The 24,995-nt window shown below is 25.5% G+C and carries 23 protein-coding genes; 17 read left to right on the forward strand and 6 right to left on the reverse strand.

What is annotated here, in order from left to right:
* The first annotated feature begins 104 nt into the window (after window positions 1-104).
* The 6 genes from lon to BUA70_RS03160 all read left to right on the forward strand — a co-directional run bounded on the left by lon (window position 105) and on the right by BUA70_RS03160 (window position 6,644).
* Window positions 105-2,438: an endopeptidase La gene (gene lon / locus BUA70_RS03135; RefSeq protein ID WP_072892959.1), complete on the forward strand. Its 2,334-nt coding sequence runs from the start codon at window positions 105-107 to the stop codon at window positions 2,436-2,438.
* A complete protein-coding gene (yihA, locus tag BUA70_RS03140; RefSeq protein WP_072892962.1) occupies window positions 2,428-3,024 on the forward strand; it encodes a ribosome biogenesis GTP-binding protein YihA/YsxC in 597 nt (198 codons plus the stop codon). The genes lon and yihA overlap by 11 nt, the downstream gene beginning before the upstream one ends.
* A 242-nt stretch (window positions 3,025-3,266) precedes the next feature.
* Window positions 3,267-3,680, forward strand: coding sequence for a hypothetical protein (locus BUA70_RS03145; RefSeq protein WP_072892966.1), 414 nt, complete (start codon window positions 3,267-3,269; stop codon window positions 3,678-3,680).
* Between the two features lie 34 nt (window positions 3,681-3,714).
* On the forward strand, window positions 3,715-3,957 hold the full coding sequence (locus BUA70_RS03150) for a chorion class high-cysteine HCB protein 13 (protein ID WP_341457265.1): 243 nt from the start codon (window positions 3,715-3,717) through the stop codon (window positions 3,955-3,957).
* 248 nt (window positions 3,958-4,205) lie between these two features.
* The gene (locus BUA70_RS03155) at window positions 4,206-5,150 is read left to right on the forward strand and encodes a hypothetical protein (protein ID WP_072892971.1); all 945 of its coding nucleotides are present in this window, start codon (window positions 4,206-4,208) and stop codon (window positions 5,148-5,150) included.
* Between the two features lie 267 nt (window positions 5,151-5,417).
* Entirely contained in the window at window positions 5,418-6,644 is a 1,227-nt protein-coding gene (locus BUA70_RS03160; RefSeq protein WP_072892973.1) for a hypothetical protein, read from the forward strand.
* 66 nt (window positions 6,645-6,710) lie between these two features.
* On the opposite strand, the gene perR is transcribed toward BUA70_RS03160, so the two are convergent.
* From perR to BUA70_RS03180, 4 genes are all read right to left on the reverse strand, one after another.
* A complete protein-coding gene (gene perR / locus BUA70_RS03165) occupies window positions 6,711-7,127 on the reverse strand; it encodes a transcriptional regulator PerR (protein ID WP_072892976.1) in 417 nt (138 codons plus the stop codon).
* A 430-nt stretch (window positions 7,128-7,557) separates the two neighbouring features.
* Window positions 7,558-8,061, reverse strand: a complete 504-nt coding sequence (locus BUA70_RS03170) for a hypothetical protein (RefSeq protein ID WP_072892979.1) — start codon at window positions 8,059-8,061, stop codon at window positions 7,558-7,560.
* A gap of 22 nt (window positions 8,062-8,083) precedes the next feature.
* The gene (locus BUA70_RS03175; protein WP_072892983.1) at window positions 8,084-8,689 is read right to left on the reverse strand and encodes a J domain-containing protein; all 606 of its coding nucleotides are present in this window, start codon (window positions 8,687-8,689) and stop codon (window positions 8,084-8,086) included.
* A gap of 37 nt (window positions 8,690-8,726) precedes the next feature.
* Window positions 8,727-9,602, reverse strand: a complete 876-nt coding sequence (locus BUA70_RS03180) for a DUF5685 family protein (RefSeq protein ID WP_072893002.1) — start codon at window positions 9,600-9,602, stop codon at window positions 8,727-8,729.
* A gap of 241 nt (window positions 9,603-9,843) precedes the next feature.
* Here BUA70_RS03180 and BUA70_RS03185 point away from each other — a divergent pair, with 241 nt between their 5' ends.
* Window positions 9,844-10,173, forward strand: a complete 330-nt coding sequence (locus tag BUA70_RS03185; protein WP_072893005.1) for a hypothetical protein — start codon at window positions 9,844-9,846, stop codon at window positions 10,171-10,173.
* Window positions 10,174-10,414: 241 nt separating this feature from the next.
* Window positions 10,415-10,639, forward strand: a complete 225-nt coding sequence (locus BUA70_RS03190; protein ID WP_072893009.1) for a hypothetical protein — start codon at window positions 10,415-10,417, stop codon at window positions 10,637-10,639.
* 28 nt (window positions 10,640-10,667) lie between these two features.
* On the opposite strand, the gene BUA70_RS03195 is transcribed toward BUA70_RS03190, so the two are convergent.
* A complete protein-coding gene (locus BUA70_RS03195; protein ID WP_072893012.1) occupies window positions 10,668-12,137 on the reverse strand; it encodes a nicotinate phosphoribosyltransferase in 1,470 nt (489 codons plus the stop codon).
* A 131-nt stretch (window positions 12,138-12,268) separates the two neighbouring features.
* Between BUA70_RS03195 and BUA70_RS03200 the strand changes: the two genes are divergently transcribed.
* From BUA70_RS03200 to BUA70_RS03220, 5 genes are all read left to right on the forward strand, one after another.
* Window positions 12,269-14,260, forward strand: a complete 1,992-nt coding sequence (locus BUA70_RS03200) for an ATP-dependent helicase (RefSeq protein ID WP_072893016.1) — start codon at window positions 12,269-12,271, stop codon at window positions 14,258-14,260.
* A 229-nt stretch (window positions 14,261-14,489) separates the two neighbouring features.
* On the forward strand, window positions 14,490-14,783 hold the full coding sequence (locus tag BUA70_RS03205) for a hypothetical protein (protein ID WP_072893020.1): 294 nt from the start codon (window positions 14,490-14,492) through the stop codon (window positions 14,781-14,783).
* A gap of 132 nt (window positions 14,784-14,915) precedes the next feature.
* Window positions 14,916-16,103, forward strand: coding sequence for a M20 metallopeptidase family protein (locus tag BUA70_RS03210; protein ID WP_072893023.1), 1,188 nt, complete (start codon window positions 14,916-14,918; stop codon window positions 16,101-16,103).
* A 61-nt stretch (window positions 16,104-16,164) separates the two neighbouring features.
* Window positions 16,165-17,133, forward strand: coding sequence for an RluA family pseudouridine synthase (locus BUA70_RS03215; protein WP_072893026.1), 969 nt, complete (start codon window positions 16,165-16,167; stop codon window positions 17,131-17,133).
* Window positions 17,134-17,150: 17 nt separating this feature from the next.
* Window positions 17,151-18,761, forward strand: a complete 1,611-nt coding sequence (locus BUA70_RS03220; RefSeq protein ID WP_072893030.1) for a putative polysaccharide biosynthesis protein — start codon at window positions 17,151-17,153, stop codon at window positions 18,759-18,761.
* Window positions 18,762-18,908: 147 nt separating this feature from the next.
* On the opposite strand, the gene spoVB is transcribed toward BUA70_RS03220, so the two are convergent.
* On the reverse strand, window positions 18,909-20,408 hold the full coding sequence (spoVB, locus tag BUA70_RS03225; RefSeq protein ID WP_072893033.1) for a stage V sporulation protein B: 1,500 nt from the start codon (window positions 20,406-20,408) through the stop codon (window positions 18,909-18,911).
* Between the two features lie 135 nt (window positions 20,409-20,543).
* Here spoVB and BUA70_RS03230 point away from each other — a divergent pair, with 135 nt between their 5' ends.
* The 4 genes from BUA70_RS03230 to BUA70_RS03245 all read left to right on the forward strand — a co-directional run bounded on the left by BUA70_RS03230 (window position 20,544) and on the right by BUA70_RS03245 (window position 24,925).
* Complete coding sequence (locus BUA70_RS03230; RefSeq protein ID WP_072893036.1) at window positions 20,544-21,725, forward strand: hypothetical protein; 1,182 nt, start codon at window positions 20,544-20,546, stop codon at window positions 21,723-21,725.
* Between the two features lie 113 nt (window positions 21,726-21,838).
* The gene (locus BUA70_RS03235; RefSeq protein WP_072893039.1) at window positions 21,839-22,549 is read left to right on the forward strand and encodes a zinc dependent phospholipase C family protein; all 711 of its coding nucleotides are present in this window, start codon (window positions 21,839-21,841) and stop codon (window positions 22,547-22,549) included.
* A gap of 62 nt (window positions 22,550-22,611) precedes the next feature.
* A complete protein-coding gene (locus BUA70_RS03240) occupies window positions 22,612-23,289 on the forward strand; it encodes a hypothetical protein (protein WP_083573440.1) in 678 nt (225 codons plus the stop codon).
* Window positions 23,246-24,925 (forward strand): B12-binding domain-containing radical SAM protein, encoded by a 1,680-nt coding sequence (locus BUA70_RS03245; protein WP_072893043.1) that lies wholly within the window; start codon window positions 23,246-23,248, stop codon window positions 24,923-24,925. The genes BUA70_RS03240 and BUA70_RS03245 overlap by 44 nt, the downstream gene beginning before the upstream one ends.
* Window positions 24,926-24,995: the final 70 nt, after the last annotated feature.

Below are 24,995 nucleotides of genomic sequence, written 5' to 3' on the forward strand. Positions count from 1 at the left end.
CTATTAAAATATAGATAAAAGAGACCTTTATAATATATTGAAAATTATTTATTTTATGTGTATACTGAATTAGACTAGGTATATTTTGAAATGGAGGAGCAAACATGAATGATGAAAAATTAGTTCTTCCTTTAATTCCTCTAAGAGGTATAACTATATTTCCTAATATGGTAATGCATTTTGATGTTGGAAGAGAAAAATCAATTGCAGCTCTTGAAGAAGCAATGATGAAAGAGCAAAAAATATTTTTATCAACTCAAAAGGAAGCTAAAGTTGAAGAACCAAGTGAAGATGATATTTTTAAAGTTGGAACTATATGTACTATAAAACAATTACTTAAAATGCCAGAAAATAGAATTAGAGTTCTAGTTGAAGGGATTGAAAGAGCGAAGATAAATTCATTCTTAGATAAAGAAAAATTCTTTACAGTAGAAATAGAAAAATGCCCTGATAAAGTTGATAAAGAAGATACTGAATTAGAGGCACATATAAGGACTTTAAAAAGTACCTTTGGCGAGTATCTAGCTATAGCATCAACACCATCTACTGATATGATAGGAACATTAGATGATGTAGAAGAACCAGGGACTTTAGCAGATATTATAGCTTCTTATATATCTTTAAAAGAAGAAACAAAACAAGAAATTCTTGAAGCTATTGATGTAAAAGAAAGAATAGAAAAGCTTTTAGTTATTTTAAAAAATGAAATTGAAGTTTTAAAGATAGAAAAGAAAATTGGCTATAAAGTTAAGAAAAACATGGATAAAATGCAAAAAGAGTATTATCTTCGTGAGCAGCTAAAGGTTATTCAAGAGGAATTAGGAGAAGATGACGAGGATCAAAAGGATATTAAAAAATATGAAGACAAGATAAAAAAATCTAAGTTACCAAAAGAAGTTAAAGAAAAAGCTCAGCATGAATTAACAAGGTTAAAAAATACTGGAAGCTATTCTTCAGAAGGTAATGTTATAAGAACATATTTAGATTGGATTCTTGAACTTCCATGGAACAAACAAACTAAAGATACTATAGATATAAAAAAAGCAAGAAAGATCCTAGATAATGACCACTATGGTTTAGAGGATGTAAAAGATAGAATAATAGAATATTTAGCAGTAAAGCATATGACAAAAAGTTTAAAAGGTCCTATATTATGTTTAGTTGGACCTCCAGGAGTAGGTAAAACTTCTATAGCTAAGTCTGTCGCTAAAGCATTAAATAGAAATTTTGTTAGAATGTCTTTAGGCGGTATGAGAGATGAAGCTGAAATAAGAGGACATAGAAAAACTTATGTAGGTGCTATTCCAGGAAGAATAATATATGGAATGAAGCAAGCTGCATCAAATAATCCTTTGTTTTTGTTAGATGAAATAGACAAAATGGCAAATGATTTTAAAGGTGATCCAGCAGATGCCTTATTAGAGGTTTTAGATGCAGAACAAAATAGCACCTTTAGAGATAATTATTTAGAGCTTGAGATGGATTTATCTAAGGTTATGTTTATAACTACGGCTAATTCATTAGATACAATACCAAGACCATTACTAGATAGAATGGAGATAATTGAAGTATCAGGTTATACTTATGAAGAAAAGTATAATATAGTTAAAAAGTATTTAATTCCAAAACAATTAAAAGAACATGGATTAAATAATAATGAAGTAAATATAACAGATAATGCTATAAAATTAATTATTGAAGGATATACAAGAGAGTCAGGAGTTAGAAATCTTGAACGTAAAGTAGGAGCTATTATAAGAAAAGCTATAACTGAAATGGTAGAAAAGGATAAAAAGTCATTAAAAGTAACTACTGCTCAGGTAGAAAAATACTTAGGTCCTAAAATCTTTAGCTATGATAAAGTAGATAAGGAAGATAAAATAGGTGTAGTTACTGGAATGGCTTGGACTGCATATGGAGGAGATACTCTTCCAATAGAAGTTATGGTTATGGATGGTACAGGTAAATTAGAGTTAACAGGACAGCTTGGAGATGTTATGAAAGAATCTGCAAAGGCTGGATATACTTATGTAAGATCTAATGCTGAAAGATTCAATATAAATAGTGAATTCTATAAGAAAAAAGATATTCATATTCATGTTCCAGAAGGTGCAGTTCCTAAAGATGGTCCATCTGCAGGTGTTACTATGATAACAGCTTTAGTATCTGCTTTAAGCAATAGAAAAGTAAAACATAATATTGCTATGACTGGAGAAATAACTTTAACAGGTAAAGTGTTACCTATAGGTGGAGTAAAAGAAAAATGTTTAGCGGCCTTTAGAGCGGGAATAGATACTGTTATAATACCAAAAGAAAATGAAAAAGATACGTTAAAAATACCAAATTCAATAAAATCAAAAATTAAATTTATTTTTGCGGAAGAAGTAGATGACGTACTTAAAAATGCACTAGTTGGAGATGATAAAAATGAAAATTAAGACTTCAGAATTTATAACATCTGCTGTAAGAAGAGATCAATATCCAGATGAAGGTAGATTAGAAGTAGCATTTGTTGGAAGATCAAATGTAGGAAAATCTTCAATAATAAATGCTTTAACAAATAGAAGACATTTAGCTAAAGTAAGTCAAACTCCGGGAAAAACAAGACTTATAAATTTCTTTTTAATAAATAATGATTTTCACTTAGTAGATTTACCAGGCTATGGTTATGCTAAGGTATCAAAAAAAGAAAAAGCTAGTTGGGGTACTACAATTAGTAATTATCTTACAGGAAGAAGAGAGTTAAAAAAGGTAGTGTTATTAGTTGATTGTAGGCACAAACCTACAAATGATGATATAACTATGCATGAATGGATAAAACATTATGGTTATGAAGTTATAGTAATTGCAACTAAAAGTGATAAATTATCTAATAACGACCTTAGAAAAAGTGAAAAACTTATAAAAGAAACATTAAAGTTAACTCCAAATGAAACTTTTACATTTTTTTCATCACTAAATAAAAAGGGAAGAGACGAACTTATTGATTTAATATTTACAGACGTGTCTTCTGAAGAATGGTAATTAAATATAATTCAAATATAAAAATATAGGTTAGAGATAAATTCTCTACCCTATATTTTTTTTATAAGCTTAATATTTATAAATATAAAACATAAATAATTTTAATTTTTAATAAAAGGGAAAAGGTATATTAAGGTAGAATATTTATGGGAAATAATTTAGGAAATTATTTGTGTCAAATTTAAAAGAAGAGAATAGAATATAGTATAAAATAAATCTAAATAAAGAAAAGGAGAATTATTATGGAACTAAATGAAATTCTAAATGGATTAAATGAATCTTCAAATTGTAATAATAGGCCAAATTGTGGTAATAACAATAATTGTGGTTGTGGAAATAATAATGGATGTGGCTGCGGAAATAATGGCTGTGGAAATAATAACTGGTGGTGGATAATAATCCTATTGTTATTCTGCTGTGGTGGATTTGGTGGAAACTTTGGTGGAAATTATGGAAATAACTGCTGCTGTTGTTGCGAAAAACCTAAATTTAAGAAATGTAAACAAACACTTTATGTTCCAGAATGCGGAGGCATGGGTGGAAACTATGGCGGACATGGATTTGGCGGAAATAATAGCTGGTGTTGGATAATAATATTATTACTATTCTTCTGCTGTGGTTTTGGAAATAATTGCAATAATAATTGCAATTGCTAAAAATAGAACTATAGAATAAAAAGGAGGAATATATATGTCACGTAGAAGAAGAGATTGTTGTTGTTGTGATAATGCAGTAATTATGTCACCTAACTATGGAAATAATTGCAATAGCTGGTGGTGGATAATAATATTATTACTATTCTGTTGTGGTGGATGTAATAATGGAAATAACAACTGTAATAATAGTGGCTGTGGAAATAATAGTTGGTGGTGGATATTTATCTTATTGATATTATTCTGCTGTGGTGGAAATAATGGAGGATGTTGTTTCTAAGAATTATGAAGATTAGTTTATAAGAATTTATTGTTATAAACTTATAAACAATATTAACTATCTTAGTAGTAATTTAAAATTATATCTGGATGGTAATTGTTGGAGGGCTTTTTAGCCCTCCAAAAAAAATAATTATTTTAGGAAGTTTAGTAAATAAATAATAAGAATATATAAAATAAAAATATTATACATAAAAAAATATTATACATAAAATATTAAGCTAAATAAAAAATTATAGGAGGAAGGTTATGGGGAAAAGAAGACATAAGCAATATAAATATGATAATAATACTAATATGGGAGGTAATCCTTTAGGAAATAATTTTAATCAGATGAATGGTATGAATCCTTTAGTATTATTAAGTACATTAGCTTTTAATAATGGTTCTTTAGGAAGTTTAGGAAATGGAATGAATCCTATGAGTATGATATCCAGTATGCTAGGAGGAAATGGAGGAGTTTCTCCAAATGGAGAAGGAAATGGTGGAATGAATAATCCTTTTAATATGATATCAAGCATGTTAGGAGGAAATGGAGGAGTTTCTCCAAATGGAGAAGGGAATGGTGGAATGAATAATAATCCTTTTAATATGATATCAAGCATGTTAGGAGGAAATGGAGGCTTTTCTCCAAATGGAGAAGGGAATGGTGGAATGAATAATCCTTTTAATATGATATCCAGTATGTTAGGAGGAAATAGAGGCTTTTCTCCAAATGGAGAAGGTAGTAATGGAATGAATCCTATGAGTATGATATCAAGCATTTTTGGAGGAAATGGAGCTAATTCTATGAATCCTATGAATATAATTTCTAGTATTATGGGAATGAATGGAGCATTTCAAGGAGGACAAAATCAAGAAAATACAATGAATCCATTACAATCTTTATTTTCTGCTATGAATAATAATGAGTCTTTTAATTTAAATAATTTTAATGATCTTTCAGATTCTATAGGTAATAGAAGCCCTCAAGATATATTAAATAACTTAGTTAATAATGATTCTAATAATAATATGAGAGAAAATAATCATAGTCATAGCAAAAAAAGAAGGCGTCATAGAAAAAATACTTCTGAGGTTAATCAGTCTAATATAGAGATGTTAAAATCCTTAAGAAACATAGTAGAGCCTTCTAAGGTAGAATTTTTAGATAAATTAATATATATGTATGAAAAAGGAGAAATAGAAGATTAATTTTAATTTATTTGTATAATTTCTATACTATTAGTTAATAATAATACTGTAAGTTAGGAGAATATTTCCTAATAACGATGAAGATATGTTTGTCTTCATTAAAGTTAAAACCCCCCATCCCCCTTTTTGGGTCGCTTATGCGACCCTTTAATTTTGTCAAAAAATAAAATATTTATATTTAAAAAATTTCAAATATTATTTTATAGGTATATTTAAAGGAATATTTAAGGAATACTATATTTTATAGTATTCTTTTGAGGTGATGATATGAAAAATTTATTTAAAGTTATAGGTTGTTTTAGTATAATTTTATTAATATCTACTAATTTATTAAGTTGTAATAAAATTAATAATGATAATAATAAAAATTTAAAAATAATTTTAGAAGATCCTAAAAGTATAGATAATGATTTTATAAATACAATATTTGAAGAATATAAAAAAGAAAATGAGAATATTAAAATTAACATAAAAAATACTAAAGGCTTAGATGAAACTTTAGAAGTAATTAAAAAAGAAGATTATGATATCATACTTTGTGGTAGACAAAGTATGATGGAATTATCAAGAAGAGGAATTATAAAAAATATTTCAGAACTTTATAAAGCTAATAAAATTAATGAAAGATTCTATAATATAGTTTGTAGCTATGGAAAAGCATATGAGGAATACTTTGGATTAGGACTTATGCCATATTCTATTGAAATGTTATGTAAAAAGGAGGATATACCTTTTAATATAGATGGAAGCATAAAGTTAGATGAAAATAATTTTAAAACATTATTAAGTAAAAATAAAGGTGAATTGCCTGTAATAGTTCCAAAAGAGCTAGATTTTAATCTTACCACTTTAACTTACTTAAGTAATAACTTAATAACTTATAGTGATATAGAAAATAAATTTGATGAAAGTAAAGAAAATTATTTAGGGATCAATAAAATGCAAAATGTTTTCTATAGCTTTAATTTATTTTTAAATATATTAAAAGAAAATAATGTTACTTTAGTTAAAGAAGAAGATAAAAATTTTGAAGCCTTTTTTAATGGTGATAAAAAATTAATAATTACTTGTACTGCTGCATTAGGTGGATTAGAAAGTAAAGAAGATATAAAGACTATATCTAATTTGTTTTCCAAAAACTATCATATAAGTCCTCCAGTAGTAGTGGAGCATATAGTTTGTAGCTTTACAGGAACAGATAATAAATCAGAAGTTAATAAATTTTTAGATTATATATGTAGAGATGAGATTTATATAACTTTAGGTAAAAAGGGATTCTTATCAGGAAATATGAAAGGAACTCATTATACACCAGGTCTTATTAATGAAATGGTTTGGACAATAAAAGCTGCTAATGAAAATAATATTCCATTTTATTTAAATTTACCTAAGAAAATTGAAGAAGAGATAAAGGTAGAATTAAAAAGTATTTCTGAAGGAAAATATAGTGGCAATGAGTGGCAAAATATTATAGAGAGAGTTTATAAACAATAAAAAGTTTATTATAAATATAAAAGCTAGGAAATTCCCTAGCTTTTATATTTATAATAAATTGTTATTTTAATATTTTTTTTGACAATCTTCACAAAGACCGTAAAAATAAACTTGATTTGATAAAACTTTATACTTACAATGAGACTCTGCATCTTTATTTAAATTACTGAAATCTAAATCTTCTAAATCGTCTACTTTGCTACAATTTATACATTGAATATGTGGATGACATACAGGATTACCATCATATCTAAAATTACCTTCACCTACATTAAGTTCTTGAATAAGACCAACTTCAACTAAAGTTTTTAAAGCCTTATAAACAGTAGCTAAACTCATAGTAGGATAATCTTCCTGTAAAGATTTATAAATGGTTTCAGCAGAAGGGTGCTCTTTAGTACCTTTTAAATACTTATATACAGCTATTCTCTGTGGTGTTAGTTTTAACTTTTTTTCTCTAAAAATTTGAGTTATATTATCCATATCCACCATCCTTCTTTATAAACTAAAAATATTATATAATAGCTATTATTTGTTGTCAAATGTTATTTACTGCTAGTATCTATTAAAAACTAATAAAATAGAAAAATTTTACTAAGAATTAATAAGATTTTTTTAAAAAGATATTGTCAAAAATAAAACAATCTGATAAAATAATAATATAAGTTGTTAATTAATTAACAAGTTTGTAGTAAAGTCCATGTTCATTTTTCTTTATCCTTAAAGAACAGTTTAACTGTTCTTTTTGTTTTTTTTATTAAAAATTAAATATAATTTAAAATAAGTTTTAAATGCATCTATTGTTATAATATAACACAATAGATAATTTTTCAATATATTACAAAAAACATAGTAATATTTAAATATTCTAAAATTAAAGTCAAATAAATACAAAAGCTAATAAGGCAAAGGATTACATTCCTTTGCCTTTAAATTTTTTTATATAAAAACTAATGATTAAAGTTAATCCATAATCATATATCAAAAATATTATCTCACTTAGTATTATAATTAATGGTTTAGAAATATTTAAATCTCCATAACCTAGAAATAGTATTTTATATAAATAATAAAATATTATTAAAAAGACATTAAAAAATAAAACTTTTAAAATTATTTCTATATAAATATTATTTATTTTTTCAGCAAGGTTTTTTATAAATCCATATACTCCTAAGAAGCTTACATACATAAAAGCTATTTTTTTATCTACGAATAAGAAAGCTAATATAGAAGAGCTTAAATAAATTAGTATAGAACTTTTATATCCTAAGGATATTATTGAAAATGGAATTAAAGCAGATGCTAAGGTTAACAAAGCGATTTTACTTGTAGGAATAATAGATGTTAAATACAATAAAATCAATGTTAAGGCAGTAAAAATACCGCCTTTTGCAAGTTCACTAGATTTATTCATATAAATCACCTAATTTAAATTTCTAACAGCAAGGGATACAGTCAAATCCCATACACTCACATATAGAATCTAAACACCAAAGTTTTAAACAAGTATCACAGGTATCATCGCTTCTTGTTGTTCTGTAGTAATTATTTCCAAAATTATTTGCTCTTGATTTTAATGAGTTTAATGTTTGTCTGTACTCTAAATTATTAGGATCTAGGCTACAAGCTGTTTGAATGTAACTTAAGGCACTATCATACCAGCCTTTTTGAAGTTGAATAACGCCATATAAATAGTTCCATTCAGCATCTCTTGTTCTTATAGAATTAAGCTTTTGTTCTGCTGCCAAAAATTGACCAGCAGCTATATCTTGTTTTACAGCTTGATATGTGTTGAAGTTATTTGTTGATCCATTGTTATAAGAATTATTGTTATAAGAATTATTTGAAAAGTTTTGAGAATTTTTCATAAGATAATCATAAGCTTCATTTAATTCTCTCATTTTTTCTTCGGCTAAATCTTTTAATGGATTATTTCCATATTGATCTGGATGATATTTTTTTGCAAGATCTCTATATGCTTTTTTTATTTCATCTTCACTTGCCCCTTCGCGTATACCTAATACTTCATATGGATTAGTCATATTATCACTCCTCTAGTTTATCTTTTTTACAAATAGATTAATCATTTTTATATAGTACTTTAAAGGTTTTCTCTGTTATACCTAATTTTATTATATTATCTAAAATACCTTTATTTTTAGATATATTTAAATTTTGAAGATGATTATAACATTGAGAGGCACAATTTAAAAGAGAAAATTCAATTCTTTTTAAAATTGTTTCTCTAAAATCTTCAAAGGAAAGATTATCATTATTTAAAATAGAAGACAAAGCATTAAATTTATTATTTTTCATATCTTCTTCTAAGTCATCAAAGGCATCTATTAAATATATCCATTTACCTAGATTATATCCAAGCCAATATAATTGATCTCTTTTATATTGAGAATCATCTTCTATGGGGTTTGGATAATTCATAAATAAATATCCAGTTAAATCACTAAAAGGATGAGCTATCTCATCTAAAGATAAATTTTTGTAATTATTTTCTTTTTCATATAAGTCTTTTAAATTTGAGGTGATTTTAGTATTTATTTCACTATAACTATCCTTAAATTTATTATTAACATTGAAAAATAATAAAGCACCTAATTTACTTTTAAAACTTTTATCATCTTGAATATCATCTAGTAGTTTGTTATAAAATAATATAACATTAATATTTGCAGCATAATCTAAAGCAAAAGAATTATTTATTATAGGTTTTTCCTTATTGGGATGAAGAAAACATCTAATTTTTTTTGCGTTAGAATTATTTATTGACATTGAGTCTAATAAAAGTCCTAAAAATGTCATATCATAATTTAATGAAAGTCTTGGTATATTACCATAAATATTTTTTATTGCATGGCATAGTCCACAATAATAAGCTTTGAATTTTTCATATTCTTTTACTTTTAATTCCATTCTACATGGAAATACATAACCAAACAAATAGTAGGCCTCCTTAATAGGTTTTCAATTTATTATAACAATAAAAAAAATATAAATAAATATTATAAATATAATAAAGATAATTATATTATCCATAATAAGAGAAAAAACCTTAAAATATGCAAAAAAACAGTTATTATAAAGTTTAACTTAATTTTTATAACTTTACTAAAAAAATACAAAGTGATAAACTAAAAGTATATTGATTGAACTTAATGATAAAGGATAGGAGCGATAATATATGGCTAAATATAAAGTTGGAGAAGAACTTATTATAGTGAATGATCCAAATAAAGAAAAGCAAAAATTGAAGGATTTAACTAAACTATCTGTAGATGGAGATTATGCACAAATCTCTTGGGGATTAAGAATAGTTGATGTTGAATATAACAAGCCTAATGTTACATTAACTTATAGGAATGTAGATGGAGAAACTAATAAGGTTTTTGCAATATGTAAAGATGAAGAAAATTTTGATAACGATAGAGTTTTAGAAAAAGCATTATTAAAGGCTTTCCAAAATGAAATAATAAATATTTCAGTTAACAAAAATAATGGAAACAATAAATAGAGAATTATAAAATATTACATAAATAAAAGGTCATGGAATTTTCCATGACCTTTTATTTATATAACATTAATATTTCAATATAAAAAATTACAATAAATTACCAAGTTGTTAAATAAAGCAATTAAGTAATGTAAAATCACAAAAAATTCAAATAATTAAAAATAGCCTTTATTTTTATTCTTTTTTTTAATATAATAATCTATAATTAGGGAATTTATTAACAGTGAATGGGGGGATTTATATGAGTCACTGTCCATTTTGGTCAACATCTAAAAAAATTATAGAGTGTAATGATGAGTGTCCTATGATCAATTCATCAGAAGAAGGAGAAGGTTGTGTTTTTCAAATGTGTTCTATAGAAGATAATATGGATAACTACAAAGGATTTCATAATAGTTTCAAGTATGATAATGATTTAGAACATGATTATTTCTTTAAAAAGTTTGGAATTTCAAGTAATTTTTAAATATAAAAAACCTGCTTAAGCAGGTTTTTTATTTATATTGATCCGTATATTTATGAAGTAAATCCTGTTTTAAATTCCATAAGTCATTGGATAAATCTACATAATAAGTATGTGGATTTTCAAACCTTAAAACCTCAGGCCATAATTTTTCAGTTTCTTGTTTAGCAAGATTTTTAATTTCAAGAACTGAGGGGTTTTTATAAATCGCTTTACCTTTATCAAAAATCTTAACCATTAAATCTTTTATATAATAATTAGTTAATTTTTTTCTTTTCCAAGTATATATAGGGTTAAAGATTTCTAAGGTCTTTGTAGTATCTATAGTTTCATTATTTAAAGATATTAAATCAGCAATAGCTTTATGGGAATCTTTTTCAAAGATTCTATAGATTTTTTTAAATCCTGGATTTGTGATTTTTTCTTCATTTTCACTGATTTTGATCTTAGGTATTATTTTACCATCTTCTTCAATAGCAACAAGTTTATATACACCGCCAAAAACAGGTTCTGATTTAGCAGTAATTAATCTTTCACCAACCCCGAAGGAATCTACCGCAGCACCTTGATTTATAACATCTCTTATTATATGTTCATCAAGAGAATTTGAAATTATTATAGATACATCTTCATATCCAGCTTTATCAAGTAGCTTTCTACATTTTTTAGTAAGATAAGTTATATCTCCACTGTCTATTCTAATTCCTTTAGGTCTAATACCTTGTGGTTTTAATATTTCATCAAATACTTTTATAGCATTAGGAATACCTGATTTTAATACATTGTAAGTATCAACAAGTAATACGCAATCTTCTGGATATACTTTTGCCCAAGCTTTAAATGCTTCATATTCAGAAGGATATAGTTGAACCCAGCTATGGGCCATAGTTCCTACAGCTGGTACTGAAAACATTTGATCTGATATAGTGCAGGCAGTTGAATTACAACCTCCTATTATGGCAGCTCTAGCTCCATATATTGCACCGTCATATCCTTGAGCTCTTCTTGAACCAAATTCCATAACAGGTCTTCCTTGAGCGGCTCTACATATTCTATTTGCTTTAGTTGCTATTAAAGTTTGGTGATTTATAGTTAAAAGAATCATTGTTTCAACAAATTGAGCTTGAATAACAGGTCCTTTAACAGTTACTAATGGTTCATTAGGAAAAACAGGATTTCCTTCTGGTACGGCCCATACATCACAAGAAAATTTAAAGTTTTTAAGATAATCTAAAAAATCTTCAGAAAATAAATTTTTACTTCTTAAATAATCTATATCTTCTTTAGAAAATTTTAAATTAGATAAATATTCTATAAGCTGCTCTACACCAGCCATTATGCAATAGCCACCACCATCAGGTACTCTTCTAAAAAACATATCATAATATGCTATTTTATCTTTTAGTCCGTCATTAAAGTATCCATTTCCCATAGTAAGCTCATAGAAATCAACAAGCATCGTTAAATTTCTTGAGTTTTGTACATCAAACTTGTAATTCATGTTATTATATCTCCTTTATTCGTAGAATACCATAAACATATTGTACCCTCATGAAGAAATTATTACAATAGAGTTATTAGTAACTTTAAATTTGGTAATAATTAATATATAGATTTTAATAAGGAGTAGAAATGATAAGTTTAGATAAATTTCAAAAAGAAGCTGCCTTTTGCGATAATAAGAAGGTTTTAATTGTAGCTCCTCCAGGTTCAGGTAAAACTACAGTAATATTAAATAGATTAAATTATTTAATTAATAAAAAAAATATTTCTCCTTTTAATGTTATAGTTATAACATTTACTAAAGCAGCAGCTAATAATATGAAGGAAAGATTTAAAGAAAATTATAATGAAAACAAATTACCTTTCTTTGGAACTTTTCATGGGCTATTTTATAAAATATTAATAAGACATAAAGGAGAAATAAAATTAATATCTCAGAAAGAGGCCTATGGAGTTGTAAAAAAGGTATTAGAAAGTATATTAAATGAAATAAGTGAAGAAAAAATAAAAGAAGTGTTAAATATGATTTCATATTATAAATGTAGAAAACAAATAAAGGATAATAGTGAATGTAGCGAAGAAATATTTTTTAAATGTTATGAGGAATATGAAAAATATAAAGAGAGGTTAAATCTTTTAGATTTTGATGATCTTCAAATACAATGCAGAGATTTACTTTATAACAATGAAAATATATTAAGAGGATATAGAAGACTTTTTAAACATATTTTAGTAGATGAATTTCAAGATTGTGATCCTATACAAATAGAAATTCTTCAGCTTTTAAATGAAGATAATTCTTTATTTGCTGTAGGAGATGAAGATCAGTGCATATATTCTTTTAGGGGGTCAAATCCACAGTGTATGGTTGATTTTAATAAATTATTTTTAAATGGAGAAAAGAGATATTTAAAGTATAACTATAGAAGTAGTAAAAATATAGTAGATTTATCTTCTAAGGTTATTGAAAATAACAAAAACCGAAATAAAAAAGAAATTATAAGCTATAAAGAAGATAATGGTAGATTTGAAATTATGTACCCTTATGATGAAAATAAAGAAGTAGAGATAATTAGTGATATTATAAAGGAAAATATAAAAAGTGGAGATAATTATGACGATAATGTGATTTTATATAGAACTAATATACAAAGTAGAGGAGTTATTGATGGATTTATAAGAAATAAAATTCCATTTAGATTATTAGATGGGGAATATAATTTTTATGATCACTTTATCTGTAAAGATATAATTAGCTATTTAAAATTATCTATAGATCCTACTGATAGAGAAAGTTTTTTTAGAATTATAAATAAGCCTTTTAGGTATATTTCAAAAAAATCTATAGAAGATATTAAAGGTAAAAAATATAAAGAGAACTTATTTGAGGTTCTTAAAAATTTAGAAAGCATTCATCCATATCAAATAAAAAGTATTGATGATTTATATAAAGATATAGCCTATTTAAATAAAATGTCTTTATGTGGTGCTGTAGAATTTATAATAAATAATTTAGGATACTTAGAGTATATAGGGGATTATTGCAGTAGATATAAACAAGATATAGAAAGTTTTAAGGAAATTATAGAAGAATTTAAAAGTTCTGCATTAGAATTTAAATCCATAATAACTTTTTTAGCTCATATAGATTCTATAAAAGAAAAATTAAAAGAAAGTAAGAATAGTAAAGGAAATAGGGTGATTTTAAGTACTATTCATGGAGTTAAAGGAATGGAATTTAAGAATGTTTTTCTAATTGATGTAAATGAAGAGATAATTCCCCATAAAAATTCTAAAGAAGAAAATCAGGAAGAGGAGAGAAGACTTTATTATGTGGCTTTAACTAGAGCTATAAATAATTTATATATTTACGCACCGAAAAATGTAAGGGGAACTTTTAGAGATAAATCAACTTTCTTAAAGGAAACTGATTATAATAAATTTTTTCTGAAAAGAGATTATGGATTTAAAATAGAAGATAAAATTACACATAAGGTTTATGGACAAGGTAAGATTATTTATTTAGAAAATAATGAAATAAAAATAAAATTTGAAGATGGTGAGGAAAGAAAATTTTCTTTGCAAACTGTAATAGAGAATAAATTAGTTACTAAAATTTAGCAAATAAAATCAATGGAGTATTCTAATTATTTTGTATTTCTATATATAGTATGCTTTATTTTTATAAGTATATTATATAAGTGAAAAAGATATATTTAATTAAAAGAAAAGTGAATATAGTATATTCTAAATGGGGATAATTAGCTTATATAAAAGTTGTTAAAATAAAAATAAATATGATATAATGTAATAGATTTCAATAGAAACTCTATAAAAGGAGGCATTAAGATTGTTAAAGTTTAAAGATATGTGGAATGACGTAAACAAATTAGTAAATGATAAAAAAGATTATTTTTCAATTGACAATGAATTACAAAATGTATTTCTTATAAAAAATGGAGATGATTTTGTATTATTAACTAAAGAAGATTTTGTTAATTTATGGAGTAAAATATTATTAAATAATAAATGCTGCATTAAAGATGCAATAGATAAATCAGATATTAAACTTTATTATATATGCAAAATAATGAAGGAACTACCATATATAAGAGAAGAAAATGAAGAGATGATTTTAATATAATTTAAAGTTAGTTGAATGTTGAAAATCCTTATTATATAATCAATATTATAAGCTCATATTCTAAGAATATGAGCTTATAATATTTTTATGGATACTTATAAAGTTAAAATTTGAAAGTGTGAGGTAACTTATATGGATTTTTATAATAAAGCATTAAATATAAAGGATAAATTAATAGAAATAAGAAGAGATTTGCATGAACATCCAGAGCTAGGATTTGAAGAGTGGAGAACCTCTGGGAAGATTAAAGAGTTTTTAGAGAAAGAAGGAATAGAATATTTTTCTTTAGCTAAGACAGGAGTATGTGGAATAATAAAAGGAACAGGAAATGTAGGAGACAAAGAAAAAGTCATAGCTTTAAGGGCAGATATGGATGGACTTCCAATACAGGATAAAAAGGTTTGTGAATATAAATCTCAAGAACCTGGAAAAATGCATGCTTGTGGACATGATGCTCATACTACTATATTATTAGGAGCAGCAAAACTATTAAATGAAAATAAAAATTTATTTAGTGGAAAAGTTAAACTTATTTTTGAACCTGCAGAAGAAACTGTAGGTGGAGCTAGAAATATGATCGAAGAAGGAGTCCTTGAAAATCCAAAGGTAGATAGGGTTTTAGGCTTGCATGTAACTGAAGATTTAGAAAAGGGGAAAATAAAAATAAAAAAAGGAGTAGTTAATGCAGCGTCTAATCCTTTTACAATAAAGATAAAAGGAAAGGGTGGACATGGCGCAGCTCCTCATAGTACAGTAGACCCTATAGTTATTTCATCACAGGTTATATTAGCTCTTCAAGTGTTAGCAAGTAGAGAAATTTCACCGGTAAATCCTATAGTAATAACTGTAGGGGCCATAGAAGGAGGAACAGCTCAAAATATTATTCCAGATGAAGTAATATTAAAGGGAATAATAAGAACAATGGCAAAGGAAGATAGAGAATATGCAAAAAGAAGACTTGAGGAAATAGTAAAAGGAATAACTTTAACTATGAGGGGAGACTATGAAATAGAGATAGAAGAAAGTTATCCATGTCTTTATAATGATGATAGTATGGTTGATTTATTAAAGAATGCAGCAAAGGAAGTAATAGGAAAAGATAATGTTATAGAGCAACCATCACCAAGTATGGGGGTTGAAAGTTTTGCTTATTTTGCGATGGAAAGACCAAGTGCTTTTTATTTTTTAGGTGCTGCAAATAATGAAAAAGGTATAAACGCACCTGCACATAATGCCATGTTTGATATTGATGAAGAATGTATTCCAGTAGGTGTAGCTATTCAGTGTACTGCAGCTTTAGATTATTTGACAAGTAAGTAAAATAATATTAAGCTATTAAAATGGAGAATTTTAGATAACTTTAGATTGGGAGCTGATTTTTTTGAAAATAGAAATAACTACAAATGAGGCAGGGCAAAGATTAGATAAATTTTTGAGAAAACTGCTAAAAGACGTTCCATTAAGTGCTATATTTAGAGCACTTAGAAAAGGGGATATAAGAGTTAATGGGAAAAAAGGAAAAGAAAAGTATTCCTTAAATGAAGGGGATATAGTAGAAATAAAATATATAATGTCTAAAAAAGAAAAGAAAGATGAAAAGTTTAAAGAAGTAGATCCAAAATCTTTAAGAATTATCTATGAAGATGAAAGCATGGCTTTAGTAGAAAAATGGCCTGGAATTTTAGTGCATAGTGATAAAAAAGATGGAGATCCAACTTTAACAGACTATGTTCTTAGCTATCTTAATAGAAAAGGAGATTATCTTCCAGAAAAAGAGGTTACATTTACACCAGCTTCTTGTAACAGACTAGATAGGAACACTTCAGGAATTGTTTTCTTTGGTAAAACTTTTGAAGGATTAAAGCTTTTAAATGAAATGATAAGAGAAAGAAAAATATCAAAATATTATTGTGCCTTAGTAAAGGGAAGAATAAAAGACGGAAAATATGAAGCTTATATAACTAAGGATGAAGAAAATAACATTTCACAAGTATTTGAAAATGAAAGAAAAAATACAAAAAAAATAGCAATGGAAGTTAAAACATTAGAAAGTAATGGCGCATATTCACTAATAGAAATTAATTTAATAACAGGTAAAAGTCATCAGTTAAGAGCTCATTTATCTTTTTTAGGCAATCCTATAATAGGAGATCCTAAGTATGGTGATAAAAGATTAAATTCATTCTTTGAAAATAAATATGGTTTAAATTATCAGTTTTTATATGCGTATAAGGTTATATTTAAGAATGTACCAGAGAAGTTTAATCACTTAAAAAATAAAACTATAGCAGAAACTCTGCCGCCTATCTTTAAAAAAATAAAAAGGGATGTATTTAAAGTAGTATTTTAAGATAGGGGAATTGTTTTATGAGTGAAAATTCAACGTCAACTACTAGAGGATTTGCAATTTTATCTATTGCAGGTATATTATCTAAATTATTATCACTTTTGTATGTTCCCATGCTTCAATCTATAATCGGGATTGAAGGATACGGAATATATGCAAAAACCTATGAAATATTTGTATTTTTTTATGCTTTAACTAATTTAGGAATGCAAACTGCTATTGCTAAATATGTATCTGAACTTACTACTTTAGGTCAACATAAAGATGCAGTAAGAACCTTTAAAATAGCAAGAACGCTACTTTTAATTGTAGGTACTATAATTACAGTTATATTAATGGTAAGTGCAGACTATGTTTCAATAAAATCAAAAAATCCTAATATTGTATATGGCCTTATGACATTAGCACCAGCAGTAGCTATAACTTCTGTTTTGTGTGCATATAGGGGATATTTCCAAGGTAAAAATTTAATGACGCCTTTAGCAATATCTACGGTATTAGAACAATTTTTCAATGTTTTTGTAAGCTTAATTTGCGCAGCCTTTCTTATTAAATATGGAGTTAATTTAGGTAGTGCAGGAGGAACTATTGGAACCTCAGTAGGAGCTTTATTAGCAGTATACTTTTTAATATATGTATATTATAAAAAAAGATTAGATAGAGAAGCTTATAAAATAGATAAATCTAAAAAGAGAACTAGAAATTCTGTAATAATTAAAAAGTTAATTATGTATGGATTTCCAATAACTTTAAGTGCTGGACTTCAAAATTTAGGAGCTTTAATAGATATGTTTATAGTAAATGCTAGACTTTTATCTGCAGGATTTAATCATAAAGAAGCAGATATATTATATGGGGTTTTAGGATTTTACAAGAACTTATTATATGTTCCTCTTATAATAATAACAGCCTTAGCAACGGCTATACTTCCTATAATAACAAAATCTTATGTTTTAAAGGATAGAAAAGGAATAAAGGATAATTTAATATTTACTATAAGAATAAGCTTTACAGTAGCTATTCCAGCGGCTCTAGCTTTATCTATGTTAAGTAAAGAAGTTTATACAGTATTATTTAATACAATAGAAGGTAATGAACTTATGCTTTATGGTTCTATAGTTGTAGTTTTTATGGCTATGGTTCAAATTCAAAGTACAGTACTTCAAAGTATAAATAAATTTTACTTTTTATTAGTATCTTTAAGTATAGGAATTATTCTTAAGATAATTTCTAATTATATTTTAGTAGGAATGTATAAAATTAATATTTATGGTGCTGTCTTAGGTGGAATATTATGTTTCTTGATACCTATGTTAATAAATCACAAAAAAATATGTTCAGTATTAAAAATTAGAATTTCTTTAATAAAGCTTTCTTTAAAACCAATAATTAGTTCTTTATGTATGGGATTAGTTTTGTATGGAACTAAATATATTTTTAATTTATTAGGTTTTGGAGGAATGAGAAGATTTCAAGAAGTAATTCCATTAACAGTATTAATTATTTTAGGTGGAATCACATATCTTTATGTTATGATATATTTGGGCGGTATAAGAAAAAGAGAAATAAATGCTTTATCACCTAGGTTATTAAGAATGCTTCCTAAGTTTATGAAGAAAAGATTAAGATAATTATTTAGAGTTTTTAAATTATAAATATATATTAAAGTTTAACTAAATTCCTTAAAAATAGTTTTTTAATAACTTTAAATACTATAATTATTAAAAATCTGTGAATTGAGAAAAAATTATTTTCTAATTCACAGATTTTTTATATTTTTAATCTTCACTTATTTTATATTTTAAAGCAAAAAGTACAAAAAATATAAAGGTTATAAGTATGAATAATACATTTTTGAAAATGACATTAGTGTTAATCAATAGGGAAGAAATGATTGATAAAGAAAAATAAAATAATACACCAACTAAAATAAATATTATTATGTTTATTATAGAAAAGTTTATTTCTATAACTTTATTAGTTTCATATAAATTAAGAATTAAACTTAAAGAATGTACTATTAAAGCAGTTATACAGTATCCAAAAATATTAATACGAGAAATTCCAGTTAAAATAAATAAAAGGGTAATTTCTAAAGTTTCTGTAATAATAGTATTTCTAAGTAAAATTCCTTGTCTTCCAAGTCCATTTAATATTCCATACATAGTTAATGATAAAAATTGAATTGGAGCAGTTATAGCAGCAGCTTTTATATATAAACCAAGGTCATTTCTAGAAAAAAACATTTGTCCTAAGGAATCAGGAATAGATAAACATAAAACTGTAGTACCAATTCCTATTAAAAAAACTAATCTTAAAACATCTCTTATTCTTTTGGAAACAGCATAATAATTTTTTTCACTCATAGTTTGAGATAAATCTGGTATTAGTAAAGTATTTAAGGAATTTATAATAACACCAGGGAAAGTAACTATATTTAAAGCCATACCATTATATTTACCTATCATAGATAGAGCAGCTCCATATTTAAATCCAGAAGATACTAATCTTCTTGGAACAATTAAGGCAGAAATTGTATAGAATATATTGTTTAAAAATCCAGTAATACAAAGGGGAAAAGAAACTACCAATACGTCCATTAAAAGCTGAAGTCTACTTTCTCTTTTTTTAGAAGAAACAATAATATCTTTTTTTAGGTTTCTATAATATAAAAATAAAAGAATAAGGCTTTGAAGTTCCCCGATGCATAAAGCAACGTAAGCAACAGTAACTAAAGATGAAAGTGATTTTGCCTTTAAAAAGTAAATTAATAAGGAAATTATAAAGATTCTTAAAGCTTTTTCTAAGATATCTATAAAAGATGGTACAAAAAGCTTAGATGTACCATAAAAATATCCCTTTAATATGTTAGAAAGAGCTATAAAAATCATTGCAGGACAAGTAACCTTAATAGCATTTATAGTTCTAGGATCTTTAATCCAATTAGTACCTAAGAAATCTGCAAAACTAAATACTAAAATGCCAATTATAATGGCCCATATAATATTAAATGTGGATACAGTTTTTATAGTTTTAAAAAGATTACCATAGTCATTTTCAGAAGAGTAAATAGCAGATACTTTAGAAATAGCAGCTATTATTCCTGCAGTCATTAAAGCTATAAATAAATTGTAAACTGGCATAACTAAACTATATAAAGCCATTCCTTCTGCACCTAAAATTTTAGAAAGATATATAGAAAATATAAAACCTAAAATTCCAACAGTAACATTAGAAGCTGTTAATACTATAGTATTTTTATAAAAATTATTTTTCATATATTTCTCACTCCTAAAATATTGTTCAATATTAAACTAATATTCAAAAGCTTGGACGAATATTCAAATTTAAACTTTATAAAGGAATTATTCTAGGGAGTTAAAAATATAAATATTTTGAAGGGAGTGAGAATGTTGGAGAAAATTTTAAAAGTCAGTAGTGCTTTTATATTAATTTTAGCTTTAGCATTAGGATTTTTATTTTTAACTAAAAATCAAGAAATAGATATTTTAAAAGGAAATTGTAAAATTAAAGTAGTTTATAAGGGAATAGATAAAGGTGTAGCCTTAGATTTTGATGAAGAGGGAAACTTATATTTAGCAAAGGAAAAGGGTATAGAAGCTATATATTCTAATGGAGTAGTTAAGGAATTAATAAAAGATGATTCTTTTAAGATATCTTCAATGAGATATCTAAAGAATAAGATATATTATATAGATAGAAATTATTTTAAAGTTTTAGATTTAAATAATATGGAAACAGAAGTACTTATGAATAATTTACCTACTTATGGACAATTAAATGAAACTAAAATTTTAGCATCTTCTGATAATATATATATTAGTATAGGAACAGTAACTAATTCTGGAGTTGCTGAAAATTTAGAAGAAAAAGGAATGGTATATGATTTATCTCCTAAACCTTTAACTTTAAGTGGAATAAATTTTGGAGAAAATATAACAGGTCCCTTTTTACCTTATGGTAGTGGGGGAATAAAAGGACAAATTATAAATAGTAATTTTCCGGGAAATGGAGTAGTTATTAAATATTCTTTAAAAAATAAAAAAAGCAATTTATTTAGTTGGGGTATAAAAAATATTAAGTCTTGGGATACTAATTCAAAAGGTGAAATTTATTCTATAATAGAGGGAATGGATAATATAGGAGTAAGAGCTATAGAAGGAGATAATGATTATTTATATAAATTAGAAGAAAATAAATGGTATGGGTGGCCTGATTATAGTGGTGGAGAACCTATAACATCAGAAAAGTTTCTAGTAAATGGGGAAAGAGGAGAATTCATATTAGATAATCATCCAACTACAGAGATTCCTAAAGCTTTTTATAATCATAATAATTTAGGATCATTAGAAGCTTTAGTTATAGATAAAATGAATGAATTAAATAAGGTAGAAAAAATTTATTTTTACGATAAGAAAGATAAAAAACTTAGTACCTTAACTTATGATTGCCTTATTGATGATATAATAACTTTTAAAGATGATGAAGACATTAAAGATATTAGGATATTTAAAAATAAGTTATATTTATTAAGTAACAAAAAAAATATTATATTTTCTGTAGAGATAATATAATAAAAACGATATAAGAATAAGGCGATATAAAGTTTAAAATATGTTTATAGGATTTTTTTACAAAACATGTTATCATTATGTAAAGCTAATATTTATTCAAAGAAGGGAAAAAGATGAAGAAAGTTGAAAAAACTTATGGAAAAGTAGCAAAGGGAGTTATGTTTGCTGTAAATCCAATAAAAAAGGTAGCTGTAAAAACTACTTGTATAGTCCATAAGTTTATTAATTTACAAGCGATTCAAATACTAAATAATGATGGATATACTATAACTAGTGAGTTTTATAGAAAGTATGTAAGAAATTTAAATGAAGGAGTTTCTTGGGCGGATCAAGATTTTAAAAGCACAAATCACTTTTTTCATTATTCTAAGGAAAAAGGACTTTATGGATTTTCTAATGCTTTAGATGAGTGCATAAAATATCATAATAAAGCTATAAGTTATATAGAAAAAGGCGATTTTGAAAAAGCCATGTTTTATTTAGGAGCAGCATGTCATTTAATACAAGATTCTACAGTACCTCAGCATGTTAATAATAAGCTTCTAAAAAGTCATAGGAGTTACGAGCTTTGGATTATATCAAAGTTATTTAATGATTATGATTTTGCAGTAGAAAAGGGAGCTATAATTTATAAAAGAATTGATGACTATATAAGAGCTAATGCTAAAGTTGCCTATAGTGTTTATGAGACATATATAGGAATAAAAGATAAAGATAAAAGATATTATAATATTTCAATAAGAACTTTAAAACAGGCACAAAGAACAACAGCAGGTTACTTAGCTTGGTTCTATGACGAGTTTATTAAGAATTCCTTATATTAAAAGGAATTCTTTTTTTTATGTAGAATTATAAAATATGGAAAAATATAGAAATGGGGGACGTTATGAAAAAAAGTTTATTTAATAAAACCATTAAAGATAAAATAAATGAATATAAAAAAAATCATTTAAAAGATTTCTCTTTTAAAAATGAAGAAAAATCATTTAAAAAAGAATTAGAAAAGAAAATTAAAAATGAACAAATTATTAATATAGATTTGAGTAATATAAAAATAAATGGTGACATATTAGATATTGGAGAAGAAAACTATGGTATAATATATACTTTATCGAAAACCTTTGATGATGAAGTCTGTGTAGATTATTATGAAGGGATAGAAAGTCCTAAAGATAAAGAGAAATTTGATAATGGCATCTTATTTTTTAATTTATCTAAATTTGGTATTTTAGGAGGAAGGGATAAACTTATAAAACAAATATATGATTTAATTATTCATGATGGATATTTATATATATGGGATTATGAAAAAGAGTTTAAGGAAATAGTTTCTACTAAAATAACGGTTAATTTACCTAGAGAAGATAAAAAAGAGTTTCTTTATAAAGATTTTAATTTTCTTAATAAATTTAAAATGGAAGATGCAGTAAAATTAATTGAAAAATATTTTTTTATAGAAGAGATAAAGGTTTGTGATAAAATATATTTTATTAAAGGAAAAAGGAAGGGAAGCGTAAAAGATGAAGGTATTATTGACAGCAGTAAACTCAAAGTTTATCCATAGTAATTTAGCTGTAAGATATTTAAAAGCATATACTAAGGATTTAAATTATGAAAGTAAAATAAGAGAATTTTCTATTAATGATAGAATAGAAATAATAACTGAAGAGATTATGAAAGAAAAACCAGATATTATAGCCTTTTCATGTTATATATGGAATATGGAATATGTAAACAGACTATCAGAACTTATAAAGTTAATTGATGAAAACATAAAAATACTTTATGGAGGACCGGAGGTGTCTTTTAATAGTGATGAATTTTTAAAAAATTCCTCTGGAGATTATGTAATAGAGGGAGAAGGAGAGGAAACATATAAAGAATTTATAGAAAAGAAAATAAAAGGTGAAAATCTAGAAGTTATAAAAGGATTGTATGTAAAAAAAGAAAATGGAGATATTTCTTATGGAGGAATAAGACCTCAAATGGATATGGATAAACTAATTTTTCCATATAATGAAGAGGATAATTTTGAAAATAAAATAATTTATTATGAAGCATCAAGAGGCTGTCCTTTTAATTGCAAATATTGTCTTTCATCTACAATAAAAGGGGTAAGATTTTTACCGATAGATAGAGTGAAAAAGGAATTAAAATTTTTTATAGACAAAAAAGTAAGACTTGTAAAGTTTGTTGATAGAACTTTTAACTGTAATCATGACTATACAAAAGAGATTTGGAGCTTTTTAAGCAAACAAGATACAGAAACAAGATTTCATTTTGAAATCGCAGCAGATATATTAAAGGAAGATGAAATAGAAATATTAAATAAAGCACCAAAAGGAAGATTTCAACTAGAGGTTGGAGTACAGACTACTAATAATGAAGTTTTAAAAAATATAAATAGGTTTATAGATTTTGAGCATATAAAAGAAAAAGTCTTAGGAGTACAGAGAGGAAAAAATGTTATACAGCATTTAGATTTAATAGCAGGACTTCCTGGTGAAGATTATAATTCCTTTAGAAATTCTTTTAATGATGTCTACTCTATAAGTCCAGATGAACTTCAATTGGGATTCTTAAAACTTTTAAAAGGATCATTAATGAGAATGGAAGCTGAAAAGTGGGGAATAATATATTCACCATATGCTCCTTATGAGATTATAAAATCTAAAGATTTATCTTATGAAGATTTAATGAAACTAAAAAGAGTAGAAGCAGTATTAGACAAATATTATAATTCACAAAAATTTAACACTATAATAAATTTCTTTAAACCTAAATTTAGCACTCCTTTTGATTTTTACTATGAATTAGGGGAGTTTTTTGAGAAAAAAGGATACTTTAATAGAAATATTGGCAATGTAGAATACTATAAAGTATTTTTAGATTTTAACGAAGATAAATTTAATAGAGAAGAAGAGGATGTATTAAAGGAATTAATAAAGTATGATTATTTAATGTTTAATAAGAAAAAATGGCTTCCAGATTTTCTAATAAGAGATATGAAAAAAGAAGAAGAAAGAGAAATTAGATTTTTTGTTAATGAAAATTTTGAAAAGAAGAGATATCATATAGAAAGATTTAGATTAGACATAACAGAATACATAGATAATAACAAAATAAAATTTTCTCCCTGTTATCTAATATTTGATGAAGAAAATTGTAATAATATAATTGATATAACAGATAAGATTTAGCTTTTGCTAAATCTTATCTTCTGAATATATTTCTAAATTGTTAAATTTGTGAATTTTTTAAATATAGAAA

It is taken from the genome of Clostridium fallax (genome assembly GCF_900129365.1).
GTDB classification, from domain to species: Bacteria; Bacillota; Clostridia; order Clostridiales; family Clostridiaceae; genus Clostridium_AH; species Clostridium_AH fallax.